Origin of the sequence: Streptomyces europaeiscabiei (assembly GCF_036346855.1) — a bacterium.
In the GTDB taxonomy this organism is placed as follows: domain Bacteria; phylum Actinomycetota; class Actinomycetes; order Streptomycetales; family Streptomycetaceae; genus Streptomyces; species Streptomyces europaeiscabiei.
The window spans coordinates 4878899-4905662 of the sequence record NZ_CP107841.1 but is presented as its reverse complement, the minus strand read 5'-3'; the positions used below and the strand labels follow the sequence as shown (position 1 = coordinate 4905662).

Genomic DNA, 26764 nt, shown 5'->3' with positions numbered 1-26764 from the left:
AGGGTGCGGTCGCGAGAACGATGACGAAAGGGCCGCAGCACGATGGCTGGACTCGCCGCGCATGCCGCAATTGCCGCTGAATCCGGATCGAACCCCGACGTCGAGCTGCTGTATGACATCAACGGCCTCGCCAAGGACGCGCCGCACTGGCTGGACCGGGTGATGGAGTTCGTGGGTGAGTACGGGCTCCTCTTCGCGATGGTGCTGCTGATCCTGTGGTGCTGGTGGGGGGTGCGGAAGCGGGGTGGGGAGGATGCCGCCCCGTCCGTGGCCGCGTTGGTGTGGGCGCCGCTCGCCGCCGGGATCGCCGTGCTGGTGAACGTGCCGATACGCGGGTTCGTGGAGCGGCCCCGGCCTTTTCTCGATCATGAGGGGCTGGAGGTGCTCGTCTCCGGCAAGACGGACTACTCGTTCGTGAGCGATCACGCGACGCTGATCATGGCGATGGCGGTGGGGTTGTTCGTCGCCAATCGGAAGTTCGGGATGGTCGGGCTGGTCATCGGGCTGCTGGGCGGGTTCATCCGGGTGTACATGGGTGTGCACTATCCGACTGACGTGATCGGTGGGTTCGCGTTGGGGACCGCTGTCGCGTTGCTGTTGTCGCCGTTGGCGATGGCTCTGCTCACGCCGTTGATGAGGGCGGTGGAGCGGTCGCCTCGGGTGGGGTGGGTCGTGCGGGCTCGGGGGCGGGACGGGGGGCGTGCGGTGATTCCGGGGGCGCGGGTCGAGGGGGCTCCGGCGGAGGAGCGGGATCTGGCGGCCTGAGGGTTCGCCCGGGGCTTTCCGGGGCTTCCCGAGGGTTCGTCCGGGGATCTTCCTGGGGGTTCGCCCGGGATCCTTTTCGCCCCCGCCGCCCCTACCCGTTCCCGTCCCCAGGGGCTGTGCCCCTTCGACCCCCTCGACCCCCTCGACCCCCTCGGGCGCCTAATGGCTCGGGGGGTCGGTTGTTCGGCGGGTGCGGGTGGGTGGGGGCTTGTCGCGCAGTTCCCCGCGCCCCTGAAGGGGCCTGCGGCCCTTCAGGGGTCCGGGGCTACAGCGCCTGCGGGAACGTGAAGAAGCGCTTCGGGTCGTATTTCTTCTTCAGGGTGGTGAGGCGGGGGACCGCGTCGCCGTAGTAGGCCTTTTTCCAGTTGGTCAGGGTGGGGTCGGCGTAGTTCTGGTAGGCGGCGCCGGAGGCGTGGCGGGTCATGGACCTGTGGGCCGTGGTGAGCCAGGACTGGGCCGTCGTGCCGGAGGTACCGCTCTTCCAGGAGGCGAGGTACTGGGCCAGCATCCGGGAGCGGCGGTGGACGAAGGCCGTGGCCGTGGGGGAGACGCGGTTGATCTCGCCGCCGAGGGCCGTGAGGGCGATGCTGCCGGCCCCGCCCTTCACGCCCGTGATCTGGGTCAGGAGGGTCTGGATGCCCGCCGAGGAGATCGAGCGGTCGAAGAAGTCCGAGCGGGCCGCGTACGTCTCGCGGCCCAGCGCGCCCTGGGGGGAGCGGCCCGGGGTCGAGCCGGGAAGGTGGCACTTGGCGTCGGTCGAGAAGGAGGCGCAGCCCGCGTAGCCCTCCATGGCATCCTCGTACGAGCGGCGCCGCAGGGAGACACTGCGGGCCGGGGTGCCGACGCGGTCCGCAAGGCGGTCGAGGGCGTTCTCGAGGTCGCCGTATGTGCCGAGGGAGAAGGCGGCGACCGCGACGGACGGGCTGCCCCCGTTCTCCAGGTGGCAGGAGGACCAGATCTCGTCGGGCTGCGTCGGGCCCCACTCCTGCCAGGCCTTCAGTACGGCGGCGGCCTTGGACCACGGCCACGTGACGTACGCGGTGACGCCCTGGGGGGCCGGGTGGGTCTTGAAGCGGAGTTCGGTGACCACCCCGAAGTTGCCGTTGCCCGCGCCTCGTAGGGCCCAGAAGAGGTCCTTGTTCGTCGTGGCGTTCGCGATCAGCTGTTTGCCGTCCGCGGTGATCAGGGTGGCCTGGGTGAGGCTGTCGCAGGTCAGGCCGTAGGCGCGGGAGGTCACGCCGTGGCCGCCGCCGAGGGTCAGGCCGGAGACGCCCACGGTCGGGCAGGAGCCGGCGGGGATGGTCACGCCCTTCGCGGCCAGGGCGCGGTAGACGTCGATGAGCTTCGCGCCGGCGCCGACCACCGCCTCGTTCGCGGAGGCGCGGACCTTGCTCAGCTTCGAGACGTCCACGACCAGGCGGCCGTTGCCGGAGGACCAGCCCCCGTAGGAGTGGCCGCCGTTGCGGATCGAGACCTTGATGTCGTGGGCCCTGGCGTAGGCGAGGGTCGTGCGGATGTCGTCGGAGTGGGCGACATAGGCGACCGCGGTGGGCTTGAGGGTGTCGAAGCGGGTGTTGTAGAGCTGGCGGGCCGTGGACCAGGCCTTGTCGCCGGGGCGGACGAGGGGGCCGTCGAGGTCGCGGGCTAGGGCGGACCAGTTGGCGACGGTGGCCTTGGACGCGGTGCCCGCGCCCGTGGCTGTCGTGCGCAGGGAGGTGTCCGTGGCGCGGGTGCCGGTGCCGGTGTCGGTGCCTGTGCAGGCGGAGGCCGTCAGGGTGGTCAGGGCGGCTGCGCCGCCGCCGATGAACGTGCGTCGTTCCATGTGCGCCTCCGGTGCGCCGCGTGGGGTGGGTCGTGGAACGAGACGGGGTTGGTGGGGGTGGGGTTCCCGGATTCTCGCCCCCGCCGCCCCTGCCCGTTCCCGTCCCCAGGGGCTGTGCCCCTTCGACGCCCGATTCTGGGGGCTGCCGCTCCCAGGCCCCCGCTGGGGGTGATGCGGTGGCCGGCTTGGGTGGTTTGTACGGTAATCCTGTGGTTTTCGCGCAGTTCCCCGCGTCCCTTTTGTGTGGGCGGGGGGCGATGGGTGGGCGTAGGGCGGGCTTGAACTGGGGATTGCTTCTCTCTGTAGTGGTATGAGTGCGGAGCGTCACCACAGAAGGGGGAAGGTGAGGGTGTGTGGAACGCTTGAGTCCGGTGGGGTGGGTGAGGTGATCGGTCGGGGGTCGCCGCATCGGAATCTGCACGTGCTCTTCCCGTGAGCGTTCCGTGACCTCACCGCACTTTCGGCAGGGGTTCACTCGCCGTTCACTTCCGTCCATCGGCGGCTTCACCTGATCTGCCTAATTTCGGCCTTACCCGGTGCGGGGTGTGGGCCGAAATGGGGCCGCGCAACCCGTGACGACAGCAGTCTGAGGGACTGAAGGCACCCGCTGGACACGTCCCGATGCTGATACGACGACTTCGCACGCCGCCATGTGGACGGCGGCTCCTGGAAGGAACTCCCGAAAGTGAAGCTTCAGCGCAAGAACCGGCTGCGCGCCCTTTCTCTCGGTGCTGTCGCCCTCACCGGCGTCCTGACCCTCACGGCATGCGGGTCCGACGACACCAGTGGCGGCGCGAGCGGTACGGGCGACAGCACGGCGGCCGCCGGCAACATCGACTGCGGCGACGCCAAGGGGCAGCTGCTGGCCGACGGCTCCTCCGCGCAGAAGAACGCGATCGACGCCTGGGTGAAGCAGTACCAGAGCGCCTGCAAGGACGTCGTGATCAACTACAAGGGCAGCGGTTCGGGCGCGGGCATCACCGCGTTCACCCAGGGCCAGGTCGCCTTCGCCGGCTCCGACTCGGCGCTGAAGCCCGAAGAGGTCACGGCCTCCAAGGAGATCTGCTCCGGCGGTCAGGGCATCGACCTGCCGATGGTCGGCGGTCCGATCGCCGTCGGTTACAACGTCCCGGGTGTCGACAACCTGATCCTGGACGCCAAGACCCTCGCCCTGATCTTCGACAGCAAGATCACCAACTGGAACGACAAGGCCATCGCGGCGCTGAACCCCGACGCCGAGCTGCCCGACCTCAAGATCCAGGCCTTCCACCGCTCGGACGAGTCCGGCACCACGGACAACTTCACCAAGTACCTGATCGCCGCGGCCCCCGACAGCTGGAAGTACGAGGGCGGCAAGGCCTGGCAGGCCAAGGGCGGCCAGTCCGCGCAGGGCTCCTCCGGTGTCGCGCAGGGCGTGAAGGAGACCAAGGGCGCGATCTCCTACATGGAGCTCTCCTACGCCAAGGACGGCATCAGCACGGTCGACGTCAAGACCGGCGCCGCCACCCCGGTGAAGGCGACCGTCGAGAACGCCACCAAGGCCATCTCCGAGGCCCAGGTCGTGGGCACCGGCAAGGACCTCGCGCTGAAGCTCAACTACACGCCGACCGCCGAGGGCGCCTACCCGATCACCCTCGTCACCTACGAGATCGTCTGCGACAAGGGCAACAAGGCCGACACCCTGACCGCCACCAAGTCCTTCCTCACCTACGTCGCCTCCGAGGACGGCCAGGCGCTGCTCTCCGAGGCCGGGTACGCCCCGATGCCCGAGGAGATCATCACCAAGGTCCGCACGACCATCTCGGAACTGAGCTGACCTGAGTGCGGTCCGGTCCCCACCGGGACCGGGCCGCACCGTCCGGTGCACCGCCGCCAGGAGCCCTCCGCCATCGCGGGCGGCTCCGCCCCGAGCCGTCGCCCGCACGACGACGGCTCCGCAGACCGGAGAACGTGATGGACATATCGACCAAAGACACTCCCGCTCCCCCCACCCCACCGAGTTCCGTGAACGTCGAGGAGAAGCGTGCCGCCCGCGGCGCCACGCGCGTCGGCGACCGGGTCTTCCTCGGTCTCTCCCGCGGATCCGGCATCTTCCTGCTGGCGCTCATGGCGGCCATCGCCGTGTTCCTCAGCTACCGTGCCGCGCTCGCGATCAGTGAGGACGAGGCCAACTTCTTCACCACCTTCGAGTGGAACCCCACCGCGGCGCCGCCGGTGTTCGGCATCGCGGTCCTGGCCTTCGGCACCATCGTCTCGTCGGTCATCGCCATGGCCATCGCGGTCCCGGTCGCGGTAGGCATCGCCCTGTTCATCACGCACTACGCACCGCGCAGGCTGGGCGGCCCCATCGCGTACGTGATCGACCTGCTCGCCGCCGTGCCGTCCATCGTGTACGGCCTCTGGGGCGCCCTGGTCCTCGTACCGCAGCTCGACGGGCTCTACGGCTGGCTGAACGACTACCTCGGCTGGACCGGCATCTTCGAATGGCAGGGCGGCGCCCCCCGTTCGATGCTCACCGTCGGCATCCTGCTCGCGATCATGATCCTGCCGATCATCACCAACGTGAGCCGCGAGGTCTTCCGCCAGGTCCCGCGGATGCACGAGGAGGCCGCCCTGGCCCTCGGCGCCACCCGGTGGGAAGTCATCCGCATGGCGGTGCTGCCCTTCGGGCGCTCCGGTGTCATCTCCGCGTCGATGCTCGGCCTCGGCCGCGCGCTCGGCGAGACCATGGCCGTGGCGATGGTCCTGTCGTCCAGCTTCGAGATCAACCTCAGCCTGCTCGACCCGGGCGGCGGCACCTTCGCCCAGAACATCGCGAGCAAGTTCAGTGAGGCCACCGAGATCGGGCGGGACGCGCTCATCGCCTCCGGTCTGGTCCTGTTCGTCATCACTCTGCTGGTCAACGGTGGGGCGCGCCTGATCATCGCCCGCCGCAAGGAGTTCTCGGGGGCCAACGCATGAGCAACTCGACTCTCTCCGGCAAGCGCCCGAGCACGCTGCGTGCCGCGTCCCTGCCGAAGTGGTTCTCGTGGGCGGTCGCCGCCGGCTCGATCGCCCTGGGGCTCGGCATCAGCGCGGTGGCCGGACTGGAGAGCTCCATCCAGTGGGCCCTGATCGCCGGAGTCCTCTTCGTCCTCGGGTCGTACGTCATCACCTCGCGGGTCGAGGGCAGCCGGCAGGCCAAGGACCGTGTGGCGACCAGCCTCGTCTGGGTCGCGTTCCTGCTCGCCCTCATCCCGCTGGCCTCCCTCATATACGAGACGGTCAAGCGCGGTGTGAAGGTCCTCGACGGCTACTTCCTCGGCCACTCGATGGGTGTGGTCTCCACCTCCGAGCCCGGCGGCGGCATCTACCACGCCATCCTCGGCACGCTGGAGCAGGTCGGCCTCGCCGCGGTGATCTCCGTGCCGATCGGTGTGCTGACCGCGATCTATCTGGTCGAGTACGGTCGCGGCAGTCTCGCCAAGGCCGTCACGTTCTTCGTCGACGTCATGACGGGCATTCCGTCGATCGTCGCGGGTCTGTTCATCCTCAGTACCTGGATCCTGATACTGGGCATGGGCCCCTCCGGCTTCGCCGGCGCGATGGCGCTGACCATCCTGATGCTGCCGGTCGTCGTCCGCTCCACGGAGGAGATGCTCAAGCTCGTCCCGAACGAGCTGCGCGAGGCCTCGCTGGCCCTGGGCGTGCCGAAGTGGCGCACCATCCTCAAAATCGTGCTGCCGACCGCGATCGGTGGTATCACGACAGGTGTGATGCTCGCGGTCGCCCGTATCGCCGGTGAGACCGCTCCGGTCCTGCTGCTGGTGTGGGGCTCGAACTACATCAACGCGAACCCCTTCGCCGACCCGCAGGCCTCGCTGCCGATGTACATCTATCTGCAGTTCCAGCAGAGCGGCGGCTCCGGAGCGGCGTACGACCGTGCCTGGGCGGCGTCGCTGACGCTGATCGCCTTCATCATGATCCTGAACCTGGCGGCCCGCGGTATCGCCCGTTGGAAGGCCCCACGATGACAACACGCGGCTCCGCCGCGTGGCCGGTCGCTGACGCGGCCATACAGCGACCAGTTCCCCCGCGAAAGAAGCAGTGATTCCCATGGCCAAGCGAATTGACGTCAGCGGCCTCAACGCCTACTACAGCTCGTTCCGGGCCATCGAGGACATCTCGATGGCCATCGAGCCCCGTACGGTGACGGCCTTCATCGGTCCCTCCGGCTGCGGCAAGTCCACGTTTCTGCGCACCCTGAACCGGATGCACGAGGTCACGCCGGGCGGCCGCGTCGAGGGCAAGGTCATGCTCGACGACGAGAACCTGTACGGCGCCGGGGTCGACCCGGTCTCCGTGCGGCGTGAGGTCGGCATGGTCTTCCAGCGGCCGAACCCGTTCCCCACGATGTCGATCTACGACAACGTGGCGGCGGGCCTGAAGCTGGTCGGCGGCAAGAAGAAGTCCGAGCTGGACGAGATCGTCGAGAAGTCCCTCAAGGGCGCGAACCTCTGGAACGAGGTCAAGGACCGCCTCAACAAGCCGGGTTCCGGTCTCTCCGGCGGTCAGCAGCAGCGGCTGTGCATCGCCCGCGCGATCGCGGTCGAGCCGAAGGTGCTGCTCATGGACGAGCCGTGCTCCGCGCTGGACCCGATCTCGACGCTCGCCATCGAGGACCTCATCGGTGAGCTGAAGGAGCGCTTCACGATCGTCATCGTGACGCACAACATGCAGCAGGCGGCGCGTGTCTCCGACCGTACGGCGTTCTTCAACCTCTCGGCCGTGGGGCAGCCCGGCAAGCTCATCGAGATAGACGACACGGAGCGGATCTTCTCCAACCCGTCCGTCCAGGCCACGGAGGACTACATCTCCGGCCGCTTCGGCTAGGCCGTCGTCCTCGTCCGAAGGAACTCCTCGCGGTGCTGCATGGCGGTGCCGCCGCGAGGTAGGTGAAGGGCCCGTCCCCGGTTTCCGGGGGCGGGCCCTTTCTTCTCGTCCGTACGGGGTCCTTCTCGCGGGGGCGTGGCAGGTGGTTCTTCTCGCCCCCGCCGCCCCTACCCGTCCCATCCCTGGGGGCTGCGCCCCCAGACCCCCGTCGCCGAGTGGTCGGGCGTGGGTCCGGTGGGGCTTCTCGCGCAGTTCCCCGCGCCCCTGACGGGGCGCAGTTCCCCGCGGCCCTTGCGGTGCGGGGCGGGGACTACAGGACCGCCAGGTTCACGATCCAGAAGCTCGCGGCGGCGACCAGGGCCGCGGCCGGCATCGTGATGAACCAGCCGAGGATGATGTTCTTGGCCACGCCCCAGCGGACGGCGTTGATGCGCTTGGTCGCACCGACGCCCATGATCGCCGAGGTGATGATGTGGGTCGTGGAGATGGGGGCCTTGAAGATGAAGGCCGTGATGAACATGATCGACGCGCCGGTGGTCTCGGCGGCGAAGCCCTGCGGCGGGTCGAGTTCGATGATCTTCCGGCCCAGGGTGCGCATGATGCGCCAGCCGCCCGCGTACGTACCGAGGGAGAGCATCACCGCGCAGACGATCTTCACCCAGACCGGGATGGGATCGCCGTAGTCCTCGACGTCCGCGATGACCAGGGCCATCACGACGATGCCCATCGTCTTCTGGGCGTCCTGGAGACCGTGGCCGAGGGCCATGCCGGCCGCCGACACGGTCTGCGCTATACGGAAACCGCGCTTCGCCTTGTGCGGGTTGGCGCGGCGGAAGATCCACATGATCGCCGCCATCACCAGATAGCCCACGACGAGGCCGACCACCGGTGACACGAACATCGGGATGACGATCTTCTCCAGGACGCCGGACCAGTAGACCGTCGTACCGCCCGCGAGTGCCGCGCCCACCATGCCGCCGAACAGCGCGTGGGAGGAGGACGACGGGAGACCGAAGTACCAGGTGACGAGGTTCCAGGTGATCGCGCCGACCAGCGCCGCGAAGAGGATGCCCATCCCCTTCGAGCCCTCGGGCGTGGAGATCACGCCCTCGCTGACCGTCTTGGCGACGCCGCTGCCGAGGAAGGCGCCCACGAGGTTCATCACCGCGGCCATGGCGAGGGCCGCGCGGGGCGTCAGCGCGCGGGTCGACACCGAGGTCGCGATCGCGTTCGCGGAGTCGTGGAAGCCGTTGGTGTACGTGAAGAAGAGCGCGACCCCGATGGTCACGACCAGAGCGAAGGTGTCCATTAAAGGTTCAGGACTCCTTGACGGCGATGGTCTCCACCGTGTTCGCCACGTGCTCGAACGCGTCCGCAGCCTCCTCCAGCACATCCACGATCTGCTTGAGTTTCAGCACCTCGATGGCCTCGTACTTGCCGTTGAAGAGCATGGCCAGCAGCTTGCGGTGGATCTGGTCGGCCTGGTTCTCCAGCCGGTTGACCTCGATCCAGTACTCCGTGAGGTTGGCCATGGTCCGCAGGTTCGGCATGGCCTCGGCGGTCAGCTCGGCGGCCCGCGCCAGCACCTCGATCTGCTGCTCGACGCCCTTGGGCAGTTCCTCCACGTTGTAGAGGACGACCAGGTCGACGGCCTCCTCCATGAAGTCCATGATGTCGTCGAGGGAGGACGCGAGGTTGTAGATGTCCTCGCGGTCGAACGGCGTGATGAACGAGGAGTTCAGCTGGTGGAAGATCGCGTGTGTGGCGTCGTCACCGGCGTGTTCAGCGGCCCGCATACGCTCTGCGATCTCGGCCCGGCCGGCGGTGTCCGCCCCGAGCAGTTCCATGAGGAGTTTCGAGCCCGTGACGATGTTGTCCGCGGATGCGGCGAACATGTCGTAGAAGCTCGTCTCCCTGGGGGTCAGACGAAAGCGCACGTGGGGTCCTCGGTATGCATTGGTTTCGGTCAGGCTGATGCTAGGCGCATCATCCGGCCACGGCTAATGGGCCGTCCCCCAGTGTCGCCCATCAGGAAGATCGACCGGCAGGGGGGCCGCCCGCAGGGCGCATACCCGCCAAAGTTCGCTACCATATACCCGGTAGGGGTATATGTCTGGAGGCTGCGATGACGACCACAGGGGCCGGCGCTGAAGTGCCCTCCGCCGTAGACGGCGTGGAGCCGGGTGTCGTGACCGACCACGACCGTGGAATCCACGGGTACCACCACCAGAAGGACGAGCACCTGAAGCGCCTGCGGCGTATCGAGGGGCAGATCCGTGGGCTCCAGCGGATGGTCGACGAGGACGTCTACTGCATCGACATACTCACCCAGGTCTCCGCCTCCACCAAGGCCCTGCAGTCCTTCGCGCTGCAGCTGCTGGAAGAACACCTGCGGCACTGCGTCGCCGACGCGGCTCTCAAGGGCGGCGCCGAGATCGACGCGAAGGTGGAGGAGGCCACGAAGGCGATCGGGCGGCTGCTGCGGACCTGAGCGCCGGGGGAGGGCTTGGAGGGCGTGCCGCCCGGGGGCGCTTTTCGGCCACTCGGTGTGGTTGCCGGGTGTAATTGCCGGGTGTGGTCACCAGGTACGGCTACCGGGCGCGGCCACAGGATCAGCCGCCGGGGCCGGCCGTGGTGTGCGGATACGGCCAGGGGCCGGTGCTCCCGGCGGGGCCGTCCGCTACCGGGGCGGTCGGTCCTCGTGGGCGTGCTCTTCCCAGACACGCAGGACCTCGTCGATGCGGTCGGGGCTGAGGCGGTCGCCGTCGGTGGTCGAGGCCGCGATGATGAGGTCGCCGCAGAGCTCGATCTCGGCGAGGGCCACGTGGTCCTGAACCGCCGTACCGCCTGCCGGAGCCACGCGCATCACCTCTTCTCTGCCGTCACCGACTCCTAGGGTAGGCAGCGGCCCACAACCCGCGCATGGCACCAACGGACCATTTCCGGCCCCGTACTTTCCGCTACTCCTCTACTCCTCCGAGATCTTCCCGGCGTAGATGTCCTCGGGCCTCGGCAGACGTACGGTGACGGGCACGCCGAAGTCGTACAGCAGGGTCGTCGAGGTGACGGCGATCGTGCCCTGCCGGGCGCCGTTGACGAAGCTGAAGCGGTGGCGGACCTTCCGGATGCGGCCGTCGTCGTCGAGGTAGGCGTCGAAGGGGACCCGGGCGGTGGCGAAGCCCTCGGCGGCGGCGCGCAGGGGGGCCCGGTTGCCCTCGGAGGCCGCGCGGGAGGCGGTCGTGAGGTCGGCGGTGCCGCGGTAGTGCCGGACCTGGGTGCCGTCGATCTCGGTCTCGCCGACGAGTTCTGCCGTACGTGCCCCGCGCAGCACCTCGGCCGCGGCGAACGGGTCGGTTGCGCCGCCGGTGACCAGATTGCCGTCGGAGAGGGTGCCCGTGTCGACGCGGACCCATTTGTCGGCGGGGACGCCCGCGCCGCGGTTCTTCATGAACAGGGCGCCGGGGGCGAGGAGTTCGGTGATCGGGCGGTGCTCGCTGCGGCCGGCGGGGTCGTGCGGGAGCAGCACCTTGAGCCTGCCGAGCTGTCTGCCGTAGTCGTAGACACCCTCGCCGTGGATGGTCACGCGGGTGCCGCCGGTGGCCATCTCCATCTCCGTACGGGCCTTGGAGCTGCCCGCGCGGACGAGAGTGGGGGCGGCGCGGTGCAGCAGGTCCACCGGGTCGGAGGGGAGGGAGTCGTCGGGGCCGCCGCCGCCCGAGCAGCCGGTGACACCGGTCGTGCCGACGATGAGTCCTGCCGCGACGAGCGCCGCGCCTGTCCTGCTGTGCCGCCGCGTCACCATCGCCTGCCAATCCCCTGGCCGGGTCTGTACCGGGTCTCCTGCTCGTTCGGTCGGATAACGACGGGTCGGGGAGGTCGTCACGCTGGGTGGGTGAGGCCGAGGGGCGGGGGCGCCCGTGGACCCGGGTCGTACGTCGTGTCGCGACCGCGGGTCGGATGTGGCTGGTCGCGCAGGTCCCCGCACCCCTGAAAGGGCTTCGCCCCCCGCGGGGGCGTTCGGGGCGGGAGCGTTCGGAGGGGAAGGGGTCGGGTGGGAGCGTTCGGGTGGGAGGGGTCGGGTGGAAGGGGTCGAGGGGAAGGGATCGGGCTTACTTGCCCTGGGTAACGTTGTGGGTGTGGCGCATCAGGACGAGCCGATACCTCCGCAGCAGCACCGTACGACCACTGTCGAACAGGGCCAGTTCTGTGTGGCGAGATGCAGCTGCGGCTGGCGAGGTCCGGCCCGGCGGGCCCGGAGCCTGGCGCGGACGGACGCGCAGGGGCACACGGCGGGCGGGGTCTGAGGGGCGGGCGCGGCGGAGGGGCAGGCGCGGCGGAGCATCGCCAAGGAGACTCGTCGATCAGTTCCCGGTTGCGGGCCGGGTGAGGCGGGTGAGGCGGGTGCGGCGGGCGGTGGCGGGCCCGGCCGGAGGATCCGGTCCACCTCGCGGTTGCGCGTGAAGTGGCCGTCGGTCGCCTCGCTCGCCCGGTAACTCACCTGCTCGGCACGCCCGCTGACGAAGTGGTGGGTCGTGGGCAGCCGGGTGCCGGGCGAGCGGCGGTGGCCGGTCTCCTCCTCGACCTCGCGCAGTGCGCCGGTGAGGGCGCCCTCGTCGCGCTTCAACTCGCCCTTGGGGTGCGACCGGTCCTTACGGATCTCGAAGTCCACTTCATCCCCGGAACCGGGTGCTGCGACGACTCCCGGAACCCGAGCCACGGCCGCGCCCTGTTCGTCCCCGGCGAGGGACTGCACGGTGATCACGGCATCCGGATCCCGGTCGCCCGAGGTCGTCTCGGCTGACGCCTCGTCTTGTGTCCGGTGGGCGATGCGAAGCAGCGGGGACTGGGGGAACCGAAGGCGTCCGCCGTTTCCTGTCGGCTCACGTCGGTGTACCCGTGCCGGTCGTGGGCGTGCTCGGTGACAGGTGGTCAACCAGCCCGTGCCGGCCCCACCTGCTTCGGACAGGGAGGGGTCGAGCCGTGGAGCGGGCGCTCGGAGTCGGTCGCCAGCTCCGTGATCCGGCTGGTGGTCAGGCCCTCCCCGAGGGCGAGCCGATGGCCGGAGGAAGCAAGCACCGACACGACCGGCAGGGTGAATAACACACACATTGCACCTCGTTCGGCCTCTTATCCGTATGTCCTTTATGCGGCTATTGCTAGCTTCCAAAGGGTTAATGACGGCTCATCACCATCGGCAGGTGCTCGCCCCAGCGGTCCTCTGTTCTCGGCCCACTCCGCGGACCTCGATACGAGACGCGGCTTCCGGTCCGAACGGAACTCGCCGCGGGAGTCCGGGGTGCCCTTGTGCCGGCGGCTGAGCTCAATGGCGACAAGGAAGGTCAGTCACAATGACAGTGGTCGACGCACCATCTCCGCTGCGAGGCAGACCCCGTATAAACCGCCGCCTCAAGGCGCGTCTCGCGGTCGTGCCCGGCGTGGTCTTGCTGGCCACGGCCACTCTGGCTTGGTTCTCCACCGCGCAGGCCGCGGAAGCCCCGGTTGAGTTGGGGACCGCCAAGAGTTACGCGATCCTGGCCGGTTCAGAGATCACCAACACCGGCCCCACCGTCATCAACGGTGACGTGGGGCTCAGTCCGGGCTCCTCGGTGACGGGCTTCTCGTCGTCGACGCCCGCCGGCCCCGGACAGATCTTCGGCGACCTGAATGTGTCCAACGCCGAGGCCATTCAGGCGAAGACGGATCTGACCACTGCCTACACCGATGCGGCCGGTCGGGGACCCGGGGCTGCCATTACGGCAGATCTCGGCGGACAGGTACTGGTGCCCGGGGTCTACACGGCCAATGAGGGCATCGGACTCACCGGAGCCCTCACCCTCAATGCCAAGGGTGACCCCAATGCGGTCTTCATCTTCCAGGCCGGATCGACGCTGACCACCGCCTCCGCGAGCAGCGTCGTGCTCGTCAATGGCGCGCAGCCCTGCAATGTGTTCTGGAAGGTGGGAAGTTCCGCCACTCTCGGGACCAATTCGACCTTCGTGGGCACCATCCTGGCCCAGGCATCCATCACGGTGACGACCGGCGCCGAGATCCAGGGCCGGGCCCTCGCGCAGACAGGCGCGGTGACGCTGGACGACAACGTCATCACGACGCCGTTCTGTGCGACCGGCCCCACCGGGCCTGTCGGACCGACGGGTCCTGCCGGCCCCAGTGGATCTGCGGGCCCCAGTGGATCTGCGGGCCCCAGCGGGCCTGCCGGTCCCGCCGGGCCTGAGGGGGCCCAGGGAGACGCCGGACCTGCGGGTCCCGCCGGGCCTGCCGGACCGGCCGGGTCCGCCGGACCCAGTGGGCCTGCCGGTCCCGCCGGGCCTGAGGGGGCCCAGGGAGACACCGGACCTGCGGGTCCCGCCGGGCCTGCCGGGCCTCTCGGACCAGTCGGGCTTGTCGGACCCAGTGGGCCTGCCGGCCCCGTCGGGCCTGTGGGAGCCCAGGGTGACACCGGTCCCCTCGGGCCTCTCGGACCAGTCGGACCCAGTGGGCCTGCCGGTGCTGTCGGGCCTGAGGGGGCCCAGGGAGACACCGGTCCTGTCGGGCCTCAGGGGGCCAAGGGAGACAAGGGAGACAAGGGAGACGCCGGTCGCATCGGGCCTGAGGGAGCCAAGGGAGACACCGGTCCTGTCGGGCCCAAGGGAGCCAAGGGAGACAAGGGAGACAAGGGAGACACTGGTCGCATCGGGCCCGAGGGGCCCCGGGGAGACACCGGGCCTCAGGGTCCTGAAGGGCCGCAGGGTCCTGCGGGACATGGTGGGGGCCCCGGGGGCCACGGGGGCCACGGTGATCAAGGAGGCCACGGTGATCACGGTGAGCACGGAGGCAAGGGTGATCACGGGGGCCACAAGCCCCACAAGCCCCACTGCTCCAAGCACGACGGTCCTCCCCTCTGGAAGCACGACGGTCCTCCCCCCTGGGAGCAGGACGGGAAGGACTGGTTGTGGAAGTCCAAGGTGAAGTCCAAGGCGAAGTGCGAGGACTGAGCGAGAACACGGCCTCGTCTTCTTGAGGAGGACGGCGAAATGAGCGAGGGGCGCCCTCCCTGGTGGGGGGCGCCCCTTCCCGGCCGAGCCCTACTGGTGGACCGTCCCGGCCAAGCCCTACTGGTGGACCGTCCCGGCCAAGCCCTACTGGTGGCCCGTCCCTGCCTTGTGCAGCGCTTCGAGAAGCGAGGACACCATCGTTCGGTCCCTCTCGTGCGTGAGGCGCTGCTCCGCGGCCTCGGGAGACAGCCAGAGGAGGCGGGACACTTCGCGGTTCGGGGCGAACGCGCCGCTCGTCGCTTCGGCCGCCCAGTAGCGCACTTGCTTGGGGCGGCCCTGGGCGTCGGTGTAGTGGACGGTCGGCAGTTCCGGGCCGAGGGCGCATTCCATGCCGGTTTCCTCAAGGACTTCGCGAAGGGCGCCGTCACGGGCCTCTTCGCCACGCTTGAGCTTGCCCTTCGGCAGAGACCAGTCCGACCACTTCGGTCGGTAGACCAGGGCCAGCTCGATGCCCCCGCCGGAGGGCGACCGGCGCCACAGGGCACAGCCTGCGGCACGTACCAACGGCGTGATGTCCATCACTACCTCGATTCGTCGGGCCTCTGGCCTGCGGGTTCTTTCACCGTGATGAGCGATGACACGACTCGTCGCAGTGCGGCCGGTGGACCGGACGGATCCGCAGGTCCGCGACGTCGGGCGAGCGGCGCCACAGGACGCGGCCCGTCGCCCGGATGGCGGCGTCGGTGCTCTCGGTCACGACGTGCTCACCGCCTCCTTCTGCCAGGACTGCTGGAACGCGAACCGGGATGCCTCCACTTCGTGGCGCTGGTCGGCGTGGAGGACGCCGAGGGCGTAGGCCGTGGCCGGGGCGATGCGGGGGGTGCGGGCGGCGGCGGCCGCCGCGGAAGCCGCTTCGGAGGCGTCGCGATGGCGGTTGAGGGCCTCGCCGGCCGCGAGGAGGCGTACGTCGACGGGGACGGCCTCGGGGTACAGGACCTCCAGGGCGTAACGGTGGAGGCGGAGCAGGAGCCGTACCTGGTGCCAGGGGGAGTCCTGGGGGTGGGGCGCGGTGTCCGGGGAGAGGCCGTGGACGAGGGCCTCGGCGTTGTACGGGTGGCCGGCCGTGTGGAGGGGAAGACCGATGACCGCGTCGCGGAGGCGGTCGTGGGCGGCGGCGGCCAGGGGGCGCAGGTCCGCGGTGGGGGCGATGGGGGTGAGGGGGACCTCGCTGGCGAGGACGGCGACGCTGTCGGCGACGGCGTGGAAGCGGCTGGAGCCGAGGGCCTGGAGGGCGGCGGAGTGGGCCCGGGTGCGGGCGAGGGTGAGCTGGCGGTCCAGGAGGGCGCCGGCCTTTGCCGCGCCGACTGTGAGACTGCCGCGGTCGGGGGCTGCCGCGGGGCGCGGACCCGGCCCGGCGGTGCCGGGTTCCTCCCCCGGTGCCTTGAAGGCCTGGGAGGTGCCCCCGGTGCCCGCCCGTTCCGCCCCGGCGGAACGACTGCCCACAGCGGAGGCGGCGGTCGAACGGCCACCGGTGGTCGAGGCGGCGGCGCCGGCACGGCCACCGGCGGAGCGGACGCCCGAGGTGGTGGCGAGGCCACCCGCGGCGGTGGCGCGGGTGGGCATGGCCGGCTGGGTCGGGAACGGGGTCGCTCCCGAGAGGCGGTTGAGGGCTGTCACCAGGCGGGTCAGACGGGCCGCGTAGGCGTGTTCGCGGCCCAGTGTGCCCGACAGCCAGGCCAGTTCGGGGCGGAGGGATTCCGACCAGTCCGTGTCCAGGAGGGGGCGGAAGGTGTGCAGCGTGCCGCTGATGCGGCGGGCCGAGCGGCGCAGGGCCAGGGCCGCGTCGGTGGACTCCTCGGCACCCGACGCCGCGCCCCCACCGGTCTCGCGGTGGGTGCGCAGCGCGCGGAGGAACTCCGTGGCCTGGGCCCGCAGATAGCCGGCGACGGCATCGGCGGGTACGGCCGTGGGGTCCGTGGGGTCAAGGTGTTGCTGTGCCACGCCGGCGCCTCCGGGCGTCAATGAGCATCTCCTGGACGTTGCGCAGGGGCTGGCCGTCCGCGTCGGTGGAGTGCCGGATCCACTCGCCGTCGGGACCGAGGTGCCAGGAGGAGGTCGTGTCGGACATACCGGTCTCCAGCAGGCGGTTGAGTGCCGCCCGGTGGGCCGGGTCGGTGATCCGGATCAGGGCCTCGATCCGGCGGTCGAGGTTGCGGTGCATCATGTCGGCGCTGCCGAACCACACCTCCGGCTCGCCGCCGTTGCCGAAGCCGAAGACCCGGGAGTGTTCGAGGAAGCGGCCGAGGACCGAGCGGACCCGGATGTTCTCCGACAGGCCCGGGACGCCGGGGCGGATGGCGCATATGCCGCGTACCCACACGTCGATGGGCACACCCGCCTGCGAGGCCCGGTACAGGGCGTCGATGAGCGCCTCGTCCACGATCGAGTTGACCTTGATACGGACGTGCGCGGGACGTCCGGCACGGTGGTGCTGGACCTCCTTGTTGACACGGGCGATCAGGCCGTCGCGCAGGGACTTGGGCGCGACGAGGAGGCGGCGGTAGGTCTCGCGGCGCGAATAGCCGGAGAGCCGGTTGAAGAGGTCGGAGAGGTCCGCGCCGACCTGCGGGTCCGACGTCAGCACGCCCAGGTCCTCGTACAGCCTCGCCGTCTTCGGGTGGTAGTTGCCCGTACCGACGTGGCTGTAGCGGCGGAGCGTCTCGCCCTCCTGACGGACCACCAGGGACAGCTTGCAGTGGGTCTTCAGACCGACCAGGCCGTAGACGACGTGGCAGCCGGCCTCCTCCAGCTTGCGTGCCCACTTGATGTTCGCGTGCTCGTCGAAACGCGCCTTGATCTCGACCAGGACGAGGACCTGCTTGCCTGCCTCGGCCGCGTCGATGAGCGCGTTGACTATGGGGGAGTCGCCGGAGGTCCGGTACAGGGTCTGCTTGATCGCGAGGACGTCCGGGTCGTCGGCCGCCTGCTCCAGGAACGCCTGCACCGACGTCGAGAAGGAGTCGTACGGGTGGTGCAGCAGCACGTCCCGGTTGCGCAGGGCGGCGAAGATGTCGGGTGCGGACGCCGACTCCACCTCGGCCAGGTCGCGGTGGACGCCGGCGACGAACTTGCGGTACTTCAGCTCGGGCCGGTCCAGGGAGGCGATGCGGAAGAGGCCGGTGAGGTCCAGGGGCCCGGTCAGCGGGTAGACCTCGGACTCCTTGATCTTCAGCTCGCGCACCAGCAGGTCCAGGACCTCCTGGTTGATGTTCTCCTCGACCTCCAGGCGCACCGGCGGCCCGAAGCGGCGCCGCATGAGCTCCTTCTCCAGGGCCTGGAGGAGGTTCTCGGCGTCGTCCTCCTCGACCTCCAGGTCCTCGTTGCGGGTGACCCGGAAGGCGTGGTGCTCCAGCACCTCCATGCCCGGGAACAGCTCCTCCAGATGGGCGCCGATCACGTCCTCCAGGGGGACGAACCGGCCCGGGGAGGCCTCCAGGAAGCGGGACAGCAGCGGCGGCACCTTGACGCGGGCGAAGTGCGAGGTGCCGGTCACGGGGTTCTGCACGCGTACGGCCAGGTTCAGGGAGAGACCCGAGATGTACGGGAAGGGGTGCGCGGGGTCGACGGCCAGGGGCGTCAGGACCGGGAAGATCTGGTGGCGGAAGAGCGTGAAGAGTCTGGCCTGCTCCTTCTCCGCCAGTTCGCTCCAGCGGACCAGGTGCACGCCCTCCTCGGCCAGCGCCGGGGCGACGTCCTCGTGGAAGCAGGCGGCGTGCCGGGCCATCAGCTCGCGGGAGCGGGCCCAGATCATCTCCAGCACCTCGCGGGGCTGGAGGCCGGAGGCGGAGCGGGTGGCCACGCCGGTGGCGATACGGCGCTTCAGACCGGCCACGCGGACCATGAAGAACTCGTCGAGGTTGCTGGCGAAGATCGCCAGGAAGTTCGCCCGTTCGAGGAGGGGGGTGCTCGGGTCCTCGGCCAGTTCCAGGACGCGCTCGTTGAAGGCGAGCCAGCTGCGTTCCCGGTCGAGGAAACGGCCCTGCGGCAGCCTTCCGCCTTCGTGCTCCTCCTCCTCGTACCCGTCGAGGTCGGCGTCGATGTCGGGTTCCAGGTCGGAGACCACGGCCGACACCGTGTGCGGGCGGTGGCCCGTTATGGAGCCGACGGTCGGCTGTGCGTGCTGGACCTGGTCTGCCTGGGCGTTGGACTGGCTCATGACACCATTCTTCCGCGCCGCGAGCGTCACAGGCGCGTCGGACAGGGCCGGTGGGAGTGTGAGGACGGGCGCGGAGGCGTTCGCGGCGTCGTTCTCGGCGATGTCCGCGTCGATGCGCGCGACGACGTCGACGACATCGGCGGCGTGGTCCGGGGCGACAAAAACGGCCGCACGGGGTCCGCTCCCCGTGCTCTTCCCGTTGCTTGGGCCGTTGCTTGGGCCGTTGCGTGGGGGAGGCGAGGGCTCGGGCACGACGGGGTTCATTGCGGAAGCGTCGCAAGCTCGTCTGAATCGAGGGTTACGGAGACCTTACGTGCGGGATAGCGCGGGGAGGCCCGCCGGTTCCGCGCGGACCTGCGCCGGGCCCCGGCGTACGCCGTTCAGCCGTCGCGCGCTGTTCACCTGCCGTACGCCTTCGGCACGCCCCTCCCCCCGTAGGAGGGGCGTGCCGGGTCGATGGGCCGGCCGTCAGCGTGCGCGGCGGCGCAGCAGCCAGAAGGCGGCGGCGGTGGCGAGGACGGCGACGGCGAGGACGACGCCGGTCGTCATGAGGTGCAGCGGCCAGAAGTGGGACGCCGGGTGCACCTCGGCGTACAGGTCGGTGAAGCTCTTCCCGCTCATGCACCGGGTGTAGTCGAGGTCGGAATCGACGTCGAAGCAGGTCAGGTCGTTCACGCGAGTGCCGGAGCGGGTGATCGCGCCCACCTCCAGCTGGTCCGCCGTCATCGGCAGCCGACTGGCGGCGGTGCCGGTGAGCGTCGTGGACGGCCACAGCTCGTCGTACCGCACGTCGAGCCATGCGCGGAACGCGACCATGAAGCCGAGAGCCACGGTGAGGGCGGGCAGCGCACGTCTGAGGGCGAGGCCCGCCAGGGCGCCGACGGCCAGTGCGCACAGGGCGTACGCCAGGACCGCGGGGCCCCGATTCACGAAGGGGTCGGTGTAGTACCACTCGTCGCCGCGCAGGTCCCGGTCCGAGGGCCAGGCCCAGCGGTAGAACAGCACCAGGACGGTGGTGCCGGCGGTCAGCGCGGCAGCGGGCACCGCAAACTTGACGGTGAGCCACCGCACCGGAGTGACGGACTGGGTCCAGACCAGCTGGGCCGTGCCCCGCTCCAGCTCACGGCCGGTCAGTGAAGCCCCGGCCCAGGCGGCCACGCCGTAGCAGAGGTACGAGACGAGCGTGCCGATCGTGCTCATGCTCGTGCTGTACGACATCGCCGACTCGATGTCGACGCATCCGCCGCGCCCCGCGCACGAGGCGCTCTCCCGCCGGACGTCGTCCAGGGTGACGAACCGCAGCCAGAGCATCCACCCGGCCATGGCCAGCACGTACGCGGTCCACACCAGCAGCGCCGAGCGGTGCACGCGCAGCACGGTGCGGACGAGACCGCGGCGGGTGCCCGGGGGTGCGGGAACGGTCGTGGCGGTCATGTCGTGCCTCCTTCGCGCGGTGACGTGACGCTTCCGGTACGGCGGCGCAGCAGCTGGAAGGAGGCCGCGACCAGCAGGGCGGTGACGGCGACGACGATGCCCGTCTCGACGAGGTGGAGGGGCCAGAAGTGGGAGGCGGGGTGGTAGTCGCTGTAGTAGCCGGCCAGGTCGGGGACGCTGTCACAGCCCGCGTCGGTCAGGCAGGGGTTCGGGATGCGGGTGCCGCTGGAGGTGAGGGCGCCGCGGCTGAGGGTCATGCCCATGGCATCGGGGGGACCGTGTTCCGCCGTCGTCGTCGCGGTCACGGGCGACCAGAGGTACGGGCGCAGCTCTTCGAGCGTGTACAGCAGACCGGTCATGGCGAAGAATCCGAAACCCATTGCGGGCAGGGAGCGTCGGGTGAGCAGCCCGATCAGGACGCCGACGGCGAGGCCGAGGAGGACGCGGCCGACGGCGAGGGGGCCGTTGCCCACGAAGAACTCGTCGTAGTACTCCTGCCAGTACCACGGCCCGCTGCCCTGCGTGATGTGCGCCGACCACATCGTTCGGTGCAGAAGGACGAGAAAGAGGGTGCCGGCGGTGAGCAGGGCGGCCGGGACGGCGAGCTTGGCGGCGAGCCAGCGGGCCGGGGTGACGGACTGGGTCCAGGCCAGTTGGGCCGTGCCGTTCTCCAGTTCGCGGCCGATCAGCGCGGCTCCGGCCCAGAGGGCGACGAGCAGGGGCGCGAAGCTGATGAGCGACGAACCGACGGTGACGGCCGTCTCGTACCGCTCCAGCGCGGGGGCCCCGTGGTTGCAGCCCTCGCTCATCAGCCCGTGGCCCTGGCAGCTTTCCGTGTGATAGCCGGCCCAGGCGGCGTCCACGCCCGGCCCCGCCGCCCAGAGCAGTGCTCCGGCGGCGACGAGGACCAGCACCGCCCAGCACACCGCCGCCCAGGTGTGCAGGCGCAGCGTCGCCCAGGTCAGGCCGCGGAGGCGGAGCCCGCCACGGGGGGCGGGGGCCTCGGCGGGCGCGGGGGCCTCGGCGGGCGCAGGGGCGGTCGTGGTGGTCATACGGCACCTCCCGTGCGGTGGCGCAGCAGGCGGAAGGCGGCCAGGACCAGCAGGGCGGTGACGGTGAGGACGATGCCGGTCTCGACGAGGTGGAGGGGCCAGAAGTGGGAGGAGGGGTGGAAGTCGGTGTAGAAGGCGACGGCGTCGGTCCGACCGCAGGCGTCGTCCGTGCACGCCACGTCCGAGACGCGTTCGCCCGTGCTGGTGATGAAGCCGCGGTCGACCATCTCGCCCGTCCAGCCCCTCCAGGCCGGCTCCGCGGTCTTGGAGACGAGGGTCTCGACCGGCCACAGTCGGTGGCGGTTCGATTCGAGCGTGGCCATCAGGACGCCCGTGCCCAGCAGGCCGACGGCGAGCCCGGGCAGGGAGCGGCGCAGCAGCAGGCCCGCGACGGCGCCGACGGCCAGCCCGAGCAGGGCGTAGGCCGTGGCGGCGGTGCCGTTGGCCGCGAAGGTCGTGGGTGTGAACCAGTCCCGGGTGCCGAGCGTGTGCCGCAGCTCCTCGTCCGACCACCACACCAGGCGGTGCAGCAGGGTCAGCAGGGTCGTCCCCGAGGCGATCAGGGCGGCCGGGACCGCGAGCTTGGCGGCGAGCCACCGGGCCGGGCTGACGGACTGGGTCCAGGCCAGCCTGGCCGTGCCGCTCTCCAGCTCGCGGGCGATCAGGGCACCGCCCGCCCAGGCGCCGATCAGGATCGGAGCGACGGCGAGGGCGGTGGAGGCGAGGCCGACGGTCAGGTCGAACCGGCTGTACGCGGGGCCCACTTCGCAGTAGTCGACTTCCTTGCAGCCGCTCTTCACGTACTCCGCCCAGGCCGCGTCCACCCCCGGTCCGGCGGCCCACAGCAGCCCGCCGGCGGCCAGCACCACCAGCAGCCCCCAGAACCACAGCGCCGACTGGTGCACGCGCAGCGTCGCCCGGATCAGACCCCGGGTCGGGATCATCGCCGGGGCGGGGGCCGGGGCGGGGTCCTCGGAGCGGGCGGACCAGACGGTCTCGGTGGTCGTGGTGCTCATACGGCAGCCCTCCGCGTCTCGGCCCCGCCGGTCTCGCCGGCGTGGGCGTCGTCACCCTCGTCGTCGATGGTGAGGGCCGGGGCCTGAGGTGCCCTCAGGTGGGCGAGGACCAGCTCCTCCAGGGTCGGTTCGGCGGTCTGCCAGCCGGGGCCGACGGGGCCTTGCGGGCGGATGAGCGCGCTGAGCTGACGCCCCGTCGTGCGGGACTCGACGACCGTGTGCGGGGCGAGATCGCCGACCGGGCCGGTGACCAGGGTGTGTGCGGCGAGGATCTCGTCCAGCGGGCCCGCGAGCCGTACGCGCCCGGCGCCCAGCAGGAACAAGTGGTCGCAGGAGCCTTCCAGTTCGGCCACTACGTGCGAGGACATGACAACCGTGGTGCCGTGCTCGGCGGCGTCCGCGAGCAGGGTGCCCATCAGCTCGTGCCGGGCCAGCGGGTCGAGGTCGGCCATCGGCTCGTCCAGGAGCAGCAGTTCGGGCCGCTTGCCGAGGGCGAGGGCGAGCGCGACCCGGGTGCGCTGACCGCCGGAGAGGGAGCGGATCTTGGCGTCGTGGTTCAGCCCGCCCGCGTCCACCACCCGCTCGGCGACGGTCGCGTCCCAGCGCCCGGGGTTGAGTTCGTGGCCCAGCCGCAGTGTCTGGGCGACGGTCAGCTGCGGGTAGAGGGGCTTGTCCTGGGCGACGTAGGCGATGCGCTCGCGGGCCGCCGCCGGGGTCGTACCCAGCACACTGATCGCGCCCTCGGTGGGGCCGAGCAGCCCGGCCGCGTGGGCCAGGAGTGTCGACTTGCCCGCGCCGTTCGGTCCGACGACCGCGCACACCCGCCCCATCGGGAGCCGCAGCGTGCAGTCGCGCAGCGCCCAGCCCCCCTGCCGCCACCCGAACTTCTTGCCGAGCGCGGCCGCCTCCATCGCGGTCCCCGTCATGCCTCGTCCCCCTGATCCTTCTGGTCTCGCCGGTCTTGCTGGTCTTTGGTGAAGTGTTCGTCCAGTACGGACGTGAAGAGCGCCGCTACGTCGTCCCGTTCGAGCCCGGTCTCCCGGGCCCGTACGGCCCAGGTGTCCAGCTCGGCCCGCAGCGGGGAGTCGACGGGCGTGGCGCCCAGGGACTTCCGCACGAACGTGCCGAGGCCGCGGCGGGCCTCGACCAGGCCTTCGCGCTCCAGCTCGCGGTAGGCCTTCAGCACCGTGTTCGGGTTGATCGCGGTGGCCTCCACGACCTCGCGGGCCGTGGGGAGCTTGTCGCCCGGTTCCAACAGGCCCAGCCGCAGGGCCTGTTTGGTCTGGTGGACGATCTGCACATAGGTGGCGACACCGCTGCGCCGGTCGATGCGGTACTCGACCACTCGGACAACCACCCTTTCACTAATTGAGTAGTGAAAGGGTGGTGCAAGAGAGGGGGCGATGTCAACAACACCGCCCCCAGCCTGTGGAAAACTCCGGGTACGTCAGGTTTCGCTGCGGTACATCAGGTCCGTCTCGTACGTCACGAATCCGAGGCGTTCGTACACGGTCACCGCCGCCTTGTTGTCGGCGTCGACGTAGAGCATCGCGGTGGGCAGGCCCTGGGCGGCCAGGTGGCGCAGGCCGATCGTGGTGAGGGCCTTGCCGAGGCCGCCGCCCTGGGCGCCGGGGCGGACACCGACGACGTAGACCTCGCCGAGCTGTTCGTCGGTGTGCGCCTTCGTCCAGTGGAAACCGACCAGCTCGTCACCCTTGAAGGCCAGGAAGAAGCCCGCCGGGTCGAACCAGGGTTCGGCCTTGCGGTCGTCGAGGTCGCGCTGGGTGAGAGAGCCCTGTTCGGGGTGGTGGGCGAAGGCCTCCGCGTTCGCGGTGAGCCAGGCCGTGTCGTCCTCGCCGGGGCGGAAGGCGCGGACGGTGACGCCGCCGGGCAGTACCGGCTCGGGCGGGTCGAAATCGGCCAGGGAGCGGCGCATCTGGCGCAGTTCGCGGAAGAGGGTGAGGCCGAGGACCTGGGCGAGGTGGCGGGCGGCGGAGTGGCCGCCGTGCGCCCAGACGCGCAGGCGCTTGCCGGACTCGGCGAGCAGGGCGGAGCCGAGGGCCCGGCCGTGGCCGTGGCCCCGATGGGAGGGGTGGACGACCAGCTCGGCGGCGGGGGCCTCGACGGGGTCGTTGTCCTCCAGCTGGGCGTAACCGACCAGGTCGTCCCCGACGCTGAGGAGGAGGTGCCGTACGCCGTCCCGCGGGCCGCCGCGGAGCTGGAGGCGGCCCTGCTCGGACACCGCCTGCTGGCCGTCCACCTGGGCGGCCTCTTCCAGCAGGGCCAGTACGGCGTCCTTCTGGGTGGCGGTCAGGTCCAGGCGGGTCTCGATACTGCGGGCGGCGGCTGCGCTTGCCGCTGAGCCGGGCCGGGCGGTGTCGTCGCTGGTCATGGGTTCGAGGTTAACCGCGGGGTGGGCCGAGGGAGCGCCCCACGAGCCCGGTTGTCTCCCGTTGTCCCGCGACCGCGGCTTGAATGTGGCTGATCGCGCCCCGCGGCGGAGCCCCGGATGTCACGGTCCCACGCCCCCATACGTGCCGTTTCATTCCTACTCCTCCCCGACGGCAACCAGGTCGTAACCATGAACCCCCTGTCGCGCTACGCGCGTTGACCCTACGCTTCGGCCCGACGGGGCCTGTTCTCACGTTTCTCTCACATCTCACGAATCCAGGGGGGCACATGTCAGCCACACCCCAAGCGCACCGCCGCAGAAGCCGCCGCAACCGGATCCTCGCCGTCGCGGCCGGCCTGGCGACCGTCGGGGCGCTGGCCGCCGCGATCCCGGCGAGTGCCGGTGAGGCGAAGTCTCACAAGCCCGGCAAGAGCAAGCCGCGGTACCAGGACGTGCAGCTGCTGTCGTTCAACGACCTGCACGGCAACCTGGAGCCGCCGGCCGGTTCCTCGGGCCGGGTGACCGAGCTGCACGAGGACGGTACGACCACGACGATCAACGCCGGTGGTGTCGAGTACCTGGCCACGCACCTGCGGGAGGCCCGCAAGACCAACACGAAGTTCTCGATCACGGCCGCCGCCGGTGACATGGTCGGCGCCTCCCCGCTGATCTCGGGCCTGTTCCACGACGAGCCCACCATCGAGGCGCTGAACGGGCTCGAACTCGATGTGACGAGCGTCGGCAACCACGAGTTCGACGAGGGCGTCAAGGAACTGCGCCGCCTGCAGAAGGGTGGCTGCCACAAGGTCGACGGCTGCTACGTCGAGGGCAAGAAGTTCAAGGGCGCCGACTTCCCGTACCTCGCGGCGAACGTCATCGAGGAGAAGACCGGCAAGCCGCTCCTGAAGCCCTACTGGGTGTGGAAGAAGAACGGCGTCAAGATCGGCTTCATCGGTGTGACGCTGGAGGACACCCCGGGCGTCGTCTCCGCCGAGGGCGTCAAGGGCCTCAAGTTCAAGGACGAGGTCGAGACGATCAACAAGTACGCCAAGGAGCTGGAGAGCCAGGGCGTCAAGTCGGTCGTCGCGCTGATCCACGAGGGCGGTCTCCCCGCCTCCCAGTCGTACAACTACGACTGCGACTCGCCCGGCGCCGGTGACGGCATCTCCGGTCCGATCGTCGACATCGCCAAGAACATCACGCCGAAGGTCGACGCCGTCGTCACCGGCCACACGCACGCCGCGTACGCCTGCACGATCAACGACCCGGCGGGCCAGCCGCGCATGGTCACCTCGGCCGCGTCCTTCGGCCGCCTCTACACCGACACGACGCTGACGTACGACCGTCAGACCAACGACATCTCCCGTACGGCCGTGAAGTCCGCGAACCACGTGGTCACCCGGACCGTCGCGAAGGCCGCCGACATGACGGCCCTCATCAGCAGGTGGAACACGCTCGCCGCCCCCATCGGCAACCGCACCATCGGTTACATATCCGGCGATGTGGCCAACGTCGGCACGGAGACGCCGATGGGTGACCTCATCGCCGACGCGCAGTTCTGGTACGGCAAGACGCTGGACCCCGAGGTCGACCTCGCGCTGATGAACCCCGGTGGTGTGCGCGCGCCGCTCACCTACGCGGCCAAGGGCACCGAGGGCGACGGCGTGGTGACCTACGCCGAGGGCTTCACCGTCCAGCCGTTCTCCAACACGGTCAACCTCCAGGACTTCACGGGTGCCCAGATCATCCAGGTCCTCAAGGAGCAGGTGAGCGGTTCGAACACCGCCGCGCCGAAGGTGCTGCTGCCGTCGTCCGGTCTGACGTACACGCTCGACCTCACGAAGACCGGCGCCGACCGCGTCGTCGTCGGCACCATCAAGCTCAACGGTGTCGCCATCGACCCGGCCGCCACGTACCGCGTCGCCACCAACAGCTTCCTCGCGGGCGGCGGCGACGGCTACCCGACGCTGGGTCAGGGCACGAACGACCTGGTCGGTGCGGACGACCTCGCCGCGCTCGAGCAGTACCTGCTGGCCAACTCCTCGGCGACCAGCCCGATCGCGCCGCCGGCGGCCAACCGGATCACGATCATCAGCTAGGCGAAGCGGACTGCTTCAGGCCGTGGGTGGCCGTGGGTGGTCCGTGACTGATCGCGCGGTTCCCCGCGCCCCTTCCGGGGCGCGGGGAACCGCTTTTTTCTGCC

24 protein-coding genes are annotated in these 26764 nt (G+C 70.2%); 8 read left to right on the top strand and 16 right to left on the bottom strand.

Translation table 11 applies throughout. The features are described from left to right. Positions 1 to 42: 42 nt before the first annotated feature. The gene (locus OG858_RS21415) at positions 43 to 765 is read left to right on the top strand and encodes a phosphatase PAP2 family protein (protein WP_037688226.1); all 723 of its coding nucleotides are present in this window, start codon (positions 43 to 45) and stop codon (positions 763 to 765) included. Positions 766 to 1030: 265 nt separating this feature from the next. Here the strand turns inward: OG858_RS21415 and OG858_RS21410 are convergent, their stop codons facing one another. Then, complete coding sequence (locus OG858_RS21410; RefSeq protein ID WP_327748705.1) at positions 1031 to 2587, bottom strand: FAD-binding oxidoreductase; 1557 nt, start codon at positions 2585 to 2587, stop codon at positions 1031 to 1033. A 685-nt stretch (positions 2588 to 3272) separates the two neighbouring features. Between OG858_RS21410 and pstS the strand changes: the two genes are divergently transcribed. From pstS to pstB, 4 genes are all read left to right on the top strand, one after another. Then, positions 3273 to 4403, top strand: coding sequence for a phosphate ABC transporter substrate-binding protein PstS (pstS, locus tag OG858_RS21405; protein WP_179200757.1), 1131 nt, complete (start codon positions 3273 to 3275; stop codon positions 4401 to 4403). A gap of 137 nt (positions 4404 to 4540) precedes the next feature. Beyond that, complete coding sequence (pstC, locus tag OG858_RS21400) at positions 4541 to 5548, top strand: phosphate ABC transporter permease subunit PstC (RefSeq protein ID WP_037688237.1); 1008 nt, start codon at positions 4541 to 4543, stop codon at positions 5546 to 5548. Beyond that, complete coding sequence (pstA, locus tag OG858_RS21395; protein ID WP_086746334.1) at positions 5545 to 6600, top strand: phosphate ABC transporter permease PstA; 1056 nt, start codon at positions 5545 to 5547, stop codon at positions 6598 to 6600. Before pstC ends, pstA begins: the two co-directional genes overlap by 4 nt. Positions 6601 to 6682: 82 nt before the next feature. Beyond that, complete coding sequence (gene pstB, locus OG858_RS21390) at positions 6683 to 7459, top strand: phosphate ABC transporter ATP-binding protein PstB (protein ID WP_037688242.1); 777 nt, start codon at positions 6683 to 6685, stop codon at positions 7457 to 7459. 310 nt (positions 7460 to 7769) lie between these two features. Here pstB and OG858_RS21385 read toward each other — a convergent pair whose 3' ends face one another. Next, positions 7770 to 8768, bottom strand: a complete 999-nt coding sequence (locus OG858_RS21385) for an inorganic phosphate transporter (protein ID WP_319067729.1) — start codon at positions 8766 to 8768, stop codon at positions 7770 to 7772. 7 nt (positions 8769 to 8775) lie between these two features. Next, entirely contained in the window at positions 8776 to 9396 is a 621-nt protein-coding gene (locus tag OG858_RS21380) for a DUF47 domain-containing protein (RefSeq protein ID WP_037688246.1), read from the bottom strand. 188 nt (positions 9397 to 9584) lie between these two features. Here OG858_RS21380 and OG858_RS21375 point away from each other — a divergent pair, with 188 nt between their 5' ends. After that, positions 9585 to 9950 carry a metal-sensitive transcriptional regulator gene (locus OG858_RS21375; RefSeq protein ID WP_037688248.1) on the top strand — a complete coding sequence of 122 codons (366 nt, stop codon included), beginning with the start codon at positions 9585 to 9587 and terminating at the stop codon, positions 9948 to 9950. 189 nt (positions 9951 to 10139) lie between these two features. On the opposite strand, the gene OG858_RS21370 is transcribed toward OG858_RS21375, so the two are convergent. The 3 genes from OG858_RS21370 to OG858_RS48180 all read right to left on the bottom strand — a co-directional run bounded on the left by OG858_RS21370 (position 10140) and on the right by OG858_RS48180 (position 12221). Beyond that, a complete protein-coding gene (locus tag OG858_RS21370; RefSeq protein ID WP_319067730.1) occupies positions 10140 to 10325 on the bottom strand; it encodes a hypothetical protein in 186 nt (61 codons plus the stop codon). Between the two features lie 102 nt (positions 10326 to 10427). Then, the gene (locus OG858_RS21365) at positions 10428 to 11261 is read right to left on the bottom strand and encodes a hypothetical protein (protein WP_319067731.1); all 834 of its coding nucleotides are present in this window, start codon (positions 11259 to 11261) and stop codon (positions 10428 to 10430) included. 342 nt (positions 11262 to 11603) lie between these two features. Then, the gene (locus OG858_RS48180) at positions 11604 to 12221 is read right to left on the bottom strand and encodes an NUDIX domain-containing protein (RefSeq protein ID WP_408059419.1); all 618 of its coding nucleotides are present in this window, start codon (positions 12219 to 12221) and stop codon (positions 11604 to 11606) included. Positions 12222 to 12807: 586 nt separating this feature from the next. Between OG858_RS48180 and OG858_RS21355 the strand changes: the two genes are divergently transcribed. Next, positions 12808 to 14451: an ice-binding family protein gene (locus tag OG858_RS21355; protein ID WP_086749542.1), complete on the top strand. Its 1644-nt coding sequence runs from the start codon at positions 12808 to 12810 to the stop codon at positions 14449 to 14451. A 144-nt stretch (positions 14452 to 14595) separates the two neighbouring features. Here OG858_RS21355 and OG858_RS21350 read toward each other — a convergent pair whose 3' ends face one another. From OG858_RS21350 to mshD, 10 genes are all read right to left on the bottom strand, one after another. Continuing rightward, positions 14596 to 15030: an NUDIX hydrolase gene (locus OG858_RS21350; RefSeq protein ID WP_319067737.1), complete on the bottom strand. Its 435-nt coding sequence runs from the start codon at positions 15028 to 15030 to the stop codon at positions 14596 to 14598. Between the two features lie 40 nt (positions 15031 to 15070). Continuing rightward, on the bottom strand, positions 15071 to 15208 hold the full coding sequence (locus OG858_RS21345) for a hypothetical protein (protein ID WP_319264183.1): 138 nt from the start codon (positions 15206 to 15208) through the stop codon (positions 15071 to 15073). Next, positions 15205 to 16452: a CHAD domain-containing protein gene (locus tag OG858_RS21340; RefSeq protein WP_319067738.1), complete on the bottom strand. Its 1248-nt coding sequence runs from the start codon at positions 16450 to 16452 to the stop codon at positions 15205 to 15207. Before OG858_RS21340 ends, OG858_RS21345 begins: the two co-directional genes overlap by 4 nt. Further along, positions 16433 to 18667, bottom strand: coding sequence for an RNA degradosome polyphosphate kinase (locus OG858_RS21335; RefSeq protein WP_179201262.1), 2235 nt, complete (start codon positions 18665 to 18667; stop codon positions 16433 to 16435). Before OG858_RS21335 ends, OG858_RS21340 begins: the two co-directional genes overlap by 20 nt. A 468-nt stretch (positions 18668 to 19135) precedes the next feature. Continuing rightward, positions 19136 to 20101: an ABC transporter permease gene (locus tag OG858_RS21330; protein WP_327748708.1), complete on the bottom strand. Its 966-nt coding sequence runs from the start codon at positions 20099 to 20101 to the stop codon at positions 19136 to 19138. Continuing rightward, positions 20098 to 21153: an ABC transporter permease gene (locus OG858_RS21325; protein ID WP_319067740.1), complete on the bottom strand. Its 1056-nt coding sequence runs from the start codon at positions 21151 to 21153 to the stop codon at positions 20098 to 20100. Before OG858_RS21325 ends, OG858_RS21330 begins: the two co-directional genes overlap by 4 nt. Further along, a complete protein-coding gene (locus OG858_RS21320; protein WP_327744239.1) occupies positions 21150 to 22169 on the bottom strand; it encodes an ABC transporter permease in 1020 nt (339 codons plus the stop codon). Before OG858_RS21320 ends, OG858_RS21325 begins: the two co-directional genes overlap by 4 nt. Further along, on the bottom strand, positions 22166 to 23095 hold the full coding sequence (locus OG858_RS21315) for an ABC transporter ATP-binding protein (RefSeq protein ID WP_319318928.1): 930 nt from the start codon (positions 23093 to 23095) through the stop codon (positions 22166 to 22168). The genes OG858_RS21320 and OG858_RS21315 overlap by 4 nt, the downstream gene beginning before the upstream one ends. Beyond that, positions 23092 to 23514, bottom strand: a complete 423-nt coding sequence (locus OG858_RS21310) for a GntR family transcriptional regulator (protein ID WP_086748996.1) — start codon at positions 23512 to 23514, stop codon at positions 23092 to 23094. Before OG858_RS21310 ends, OG858_RS21315 begins: the two co-directional genes overlap by 4 nt. Before the next feature lie 102 nt (positions 23515 to 23616). Further along, on the bottom strand, positions 23617 to 24561 hold the full coding sequence (gene mshD / locus OG858_RS21305) for a mycothiol synthase (protein ID WP_086748997.1): 945 nt from the start codon (positions 24559 to 24561) through the stop codon (positions 23617 to 23619). Positions 24562 to 24848: 287 nt separating this feature from the next. Here mshD and OG858_RS21300 point away from each other — a divergent pair, with 287 nt between their 5' ends. Beyond that, entirely contained in the window at positions 24849 to 26660 is a 1812-nt protein-coding gene (locus tag OG858_RS21300; protein ID WP_086748998.1) for a bifunctional metallophosphatase/5'-nucleotidase, read from the top strand. Positions 26661 to 26764 lie beyond the last annotated feature (104 nt).

Bases quoted from the DNA above. Each gene is read 5' to 3' on its own strand.
- OG858_RS21375 (WP_037688248.1), top strand. From the start codon at position 9,585: ATGACGACCACAGGGGCCGGCGCTGAAGTGCCCTCCGCCGTAGACGGC.
- pstB (WP_037688242.1), top strand. From the start codon at position 6,683: ATGGCCAAGCGAATTGACGTCAGCGGCCTCAACGCCTACTACAGCTCG.
- OG858_RS21365 (WP_319067731.1), bottom strand. From the start codon at position 11,261: ATGGTGACGCGGCGGCACAGCAGGACAGGCGCGGCGCTCGTCGCGGCA.
- OG858_RS21335 (WP_179201262.1), bottom strand. From the start codon at position 18,667: ATGAGCCAGTCCAACGCCCAGGCAGACCAGGTCCAGCACGCACAGCCG.
- OG858_RS21315 (WP_319318928.1), bottom strand. From the start codon at position 23,095: ATGACGGGGACCGCGATGGAGGCGGCCGCGCTCGGCAAGAAGTTCGGG.
- OG858_RS21325 (WP_319067740.1), bottom strand. From the start codon at position 21,153: ATGACCACCACGACCGCCCCTGCGCCCGCCGAGGCCCCCGCGCCCGCC.
- OG858_RS21355 (WP_086749542.1), top strand. From the start codon at position 12,808: ATGACAGTGGTCGACGCACCATCTCCGCTGCGAGGCAGACCCCGTATA.
- OG858_RS21370 (WP_319067730.1), bottom strand. From the start codon at position 10,325: ATGCGCGTGGCTCCGGCAGGCGGTACGGCGGTTCAGGACCACGTGGCC.
- OG858_RS21415 (WP_037688226.1), top strand. From the start codon at position 43: ATGGCTGGACTCGCCGCGCATGCCGCAATTGCCGCTGAATCCGGATCG.
- OG858_RS21385 (WP_319067729.1), bottom strand. From the start codon at position 8,768: ATGGACACCTTCGCTCTGGTCGTGACCATCGGGGTCGCGCTCTTCTTC.
- OG858_RS21330 (WP_327748708.1), bottom strand. From the start codon at position 20,101: ATGACCGCCACGACCGTTCCCGCACCCCCGGGCACCCGCCGCGGTCTC.
- pstA (WP_086746334.1), top strand. From the start codon at position 5,545: ATGAGCAACTCGACTCTCTCCGGCAAGCGCCCGAGCACGCTGCGTGCC.
- OG858_RS21350 (WP_319067737.1), bottom strand. From the start codon at position 15,030: ATGGACATCACGCCGTTGGTACGTGCCGCAGGCTGTGCCCTGTGGCGC.
- pstC (WP_037688237.1), top strand. From the start codon at position 4,541: ATGGACATATCGACCAAAGACACTCCCGCTCCCCCCACCCCACCGAGT.
- mshD (WP_086748997.1), bottom strand. From the start codon at position 24,561: ATGACCAGCGACGACACCGCCCGGCCCGGCTCAGCGGCAAGCGCAGCC.
- OG858_RS21320 (WP_327744239.1), bottom strand. From the start codon at position 22,169: ATGAGCACCACGACCACCGAGACCGTCTGGTCCGCCCGCTCCGAGGAC.
- OG858_RS21300 (WP_086748998.1), top strand. From the start codon at position 24,849: ATGTCAGCCACACCCCAAGCGCACCGCCGCAGAAGCCGCCGCAACCGG.
- OG858_RS21410 (WP_327748705.1), bottom strand. From the start codon at position 2,587: ATGGAACGACGCACGTTCATCGGCGGCGGCGCAGCCGCCCTGACCACC.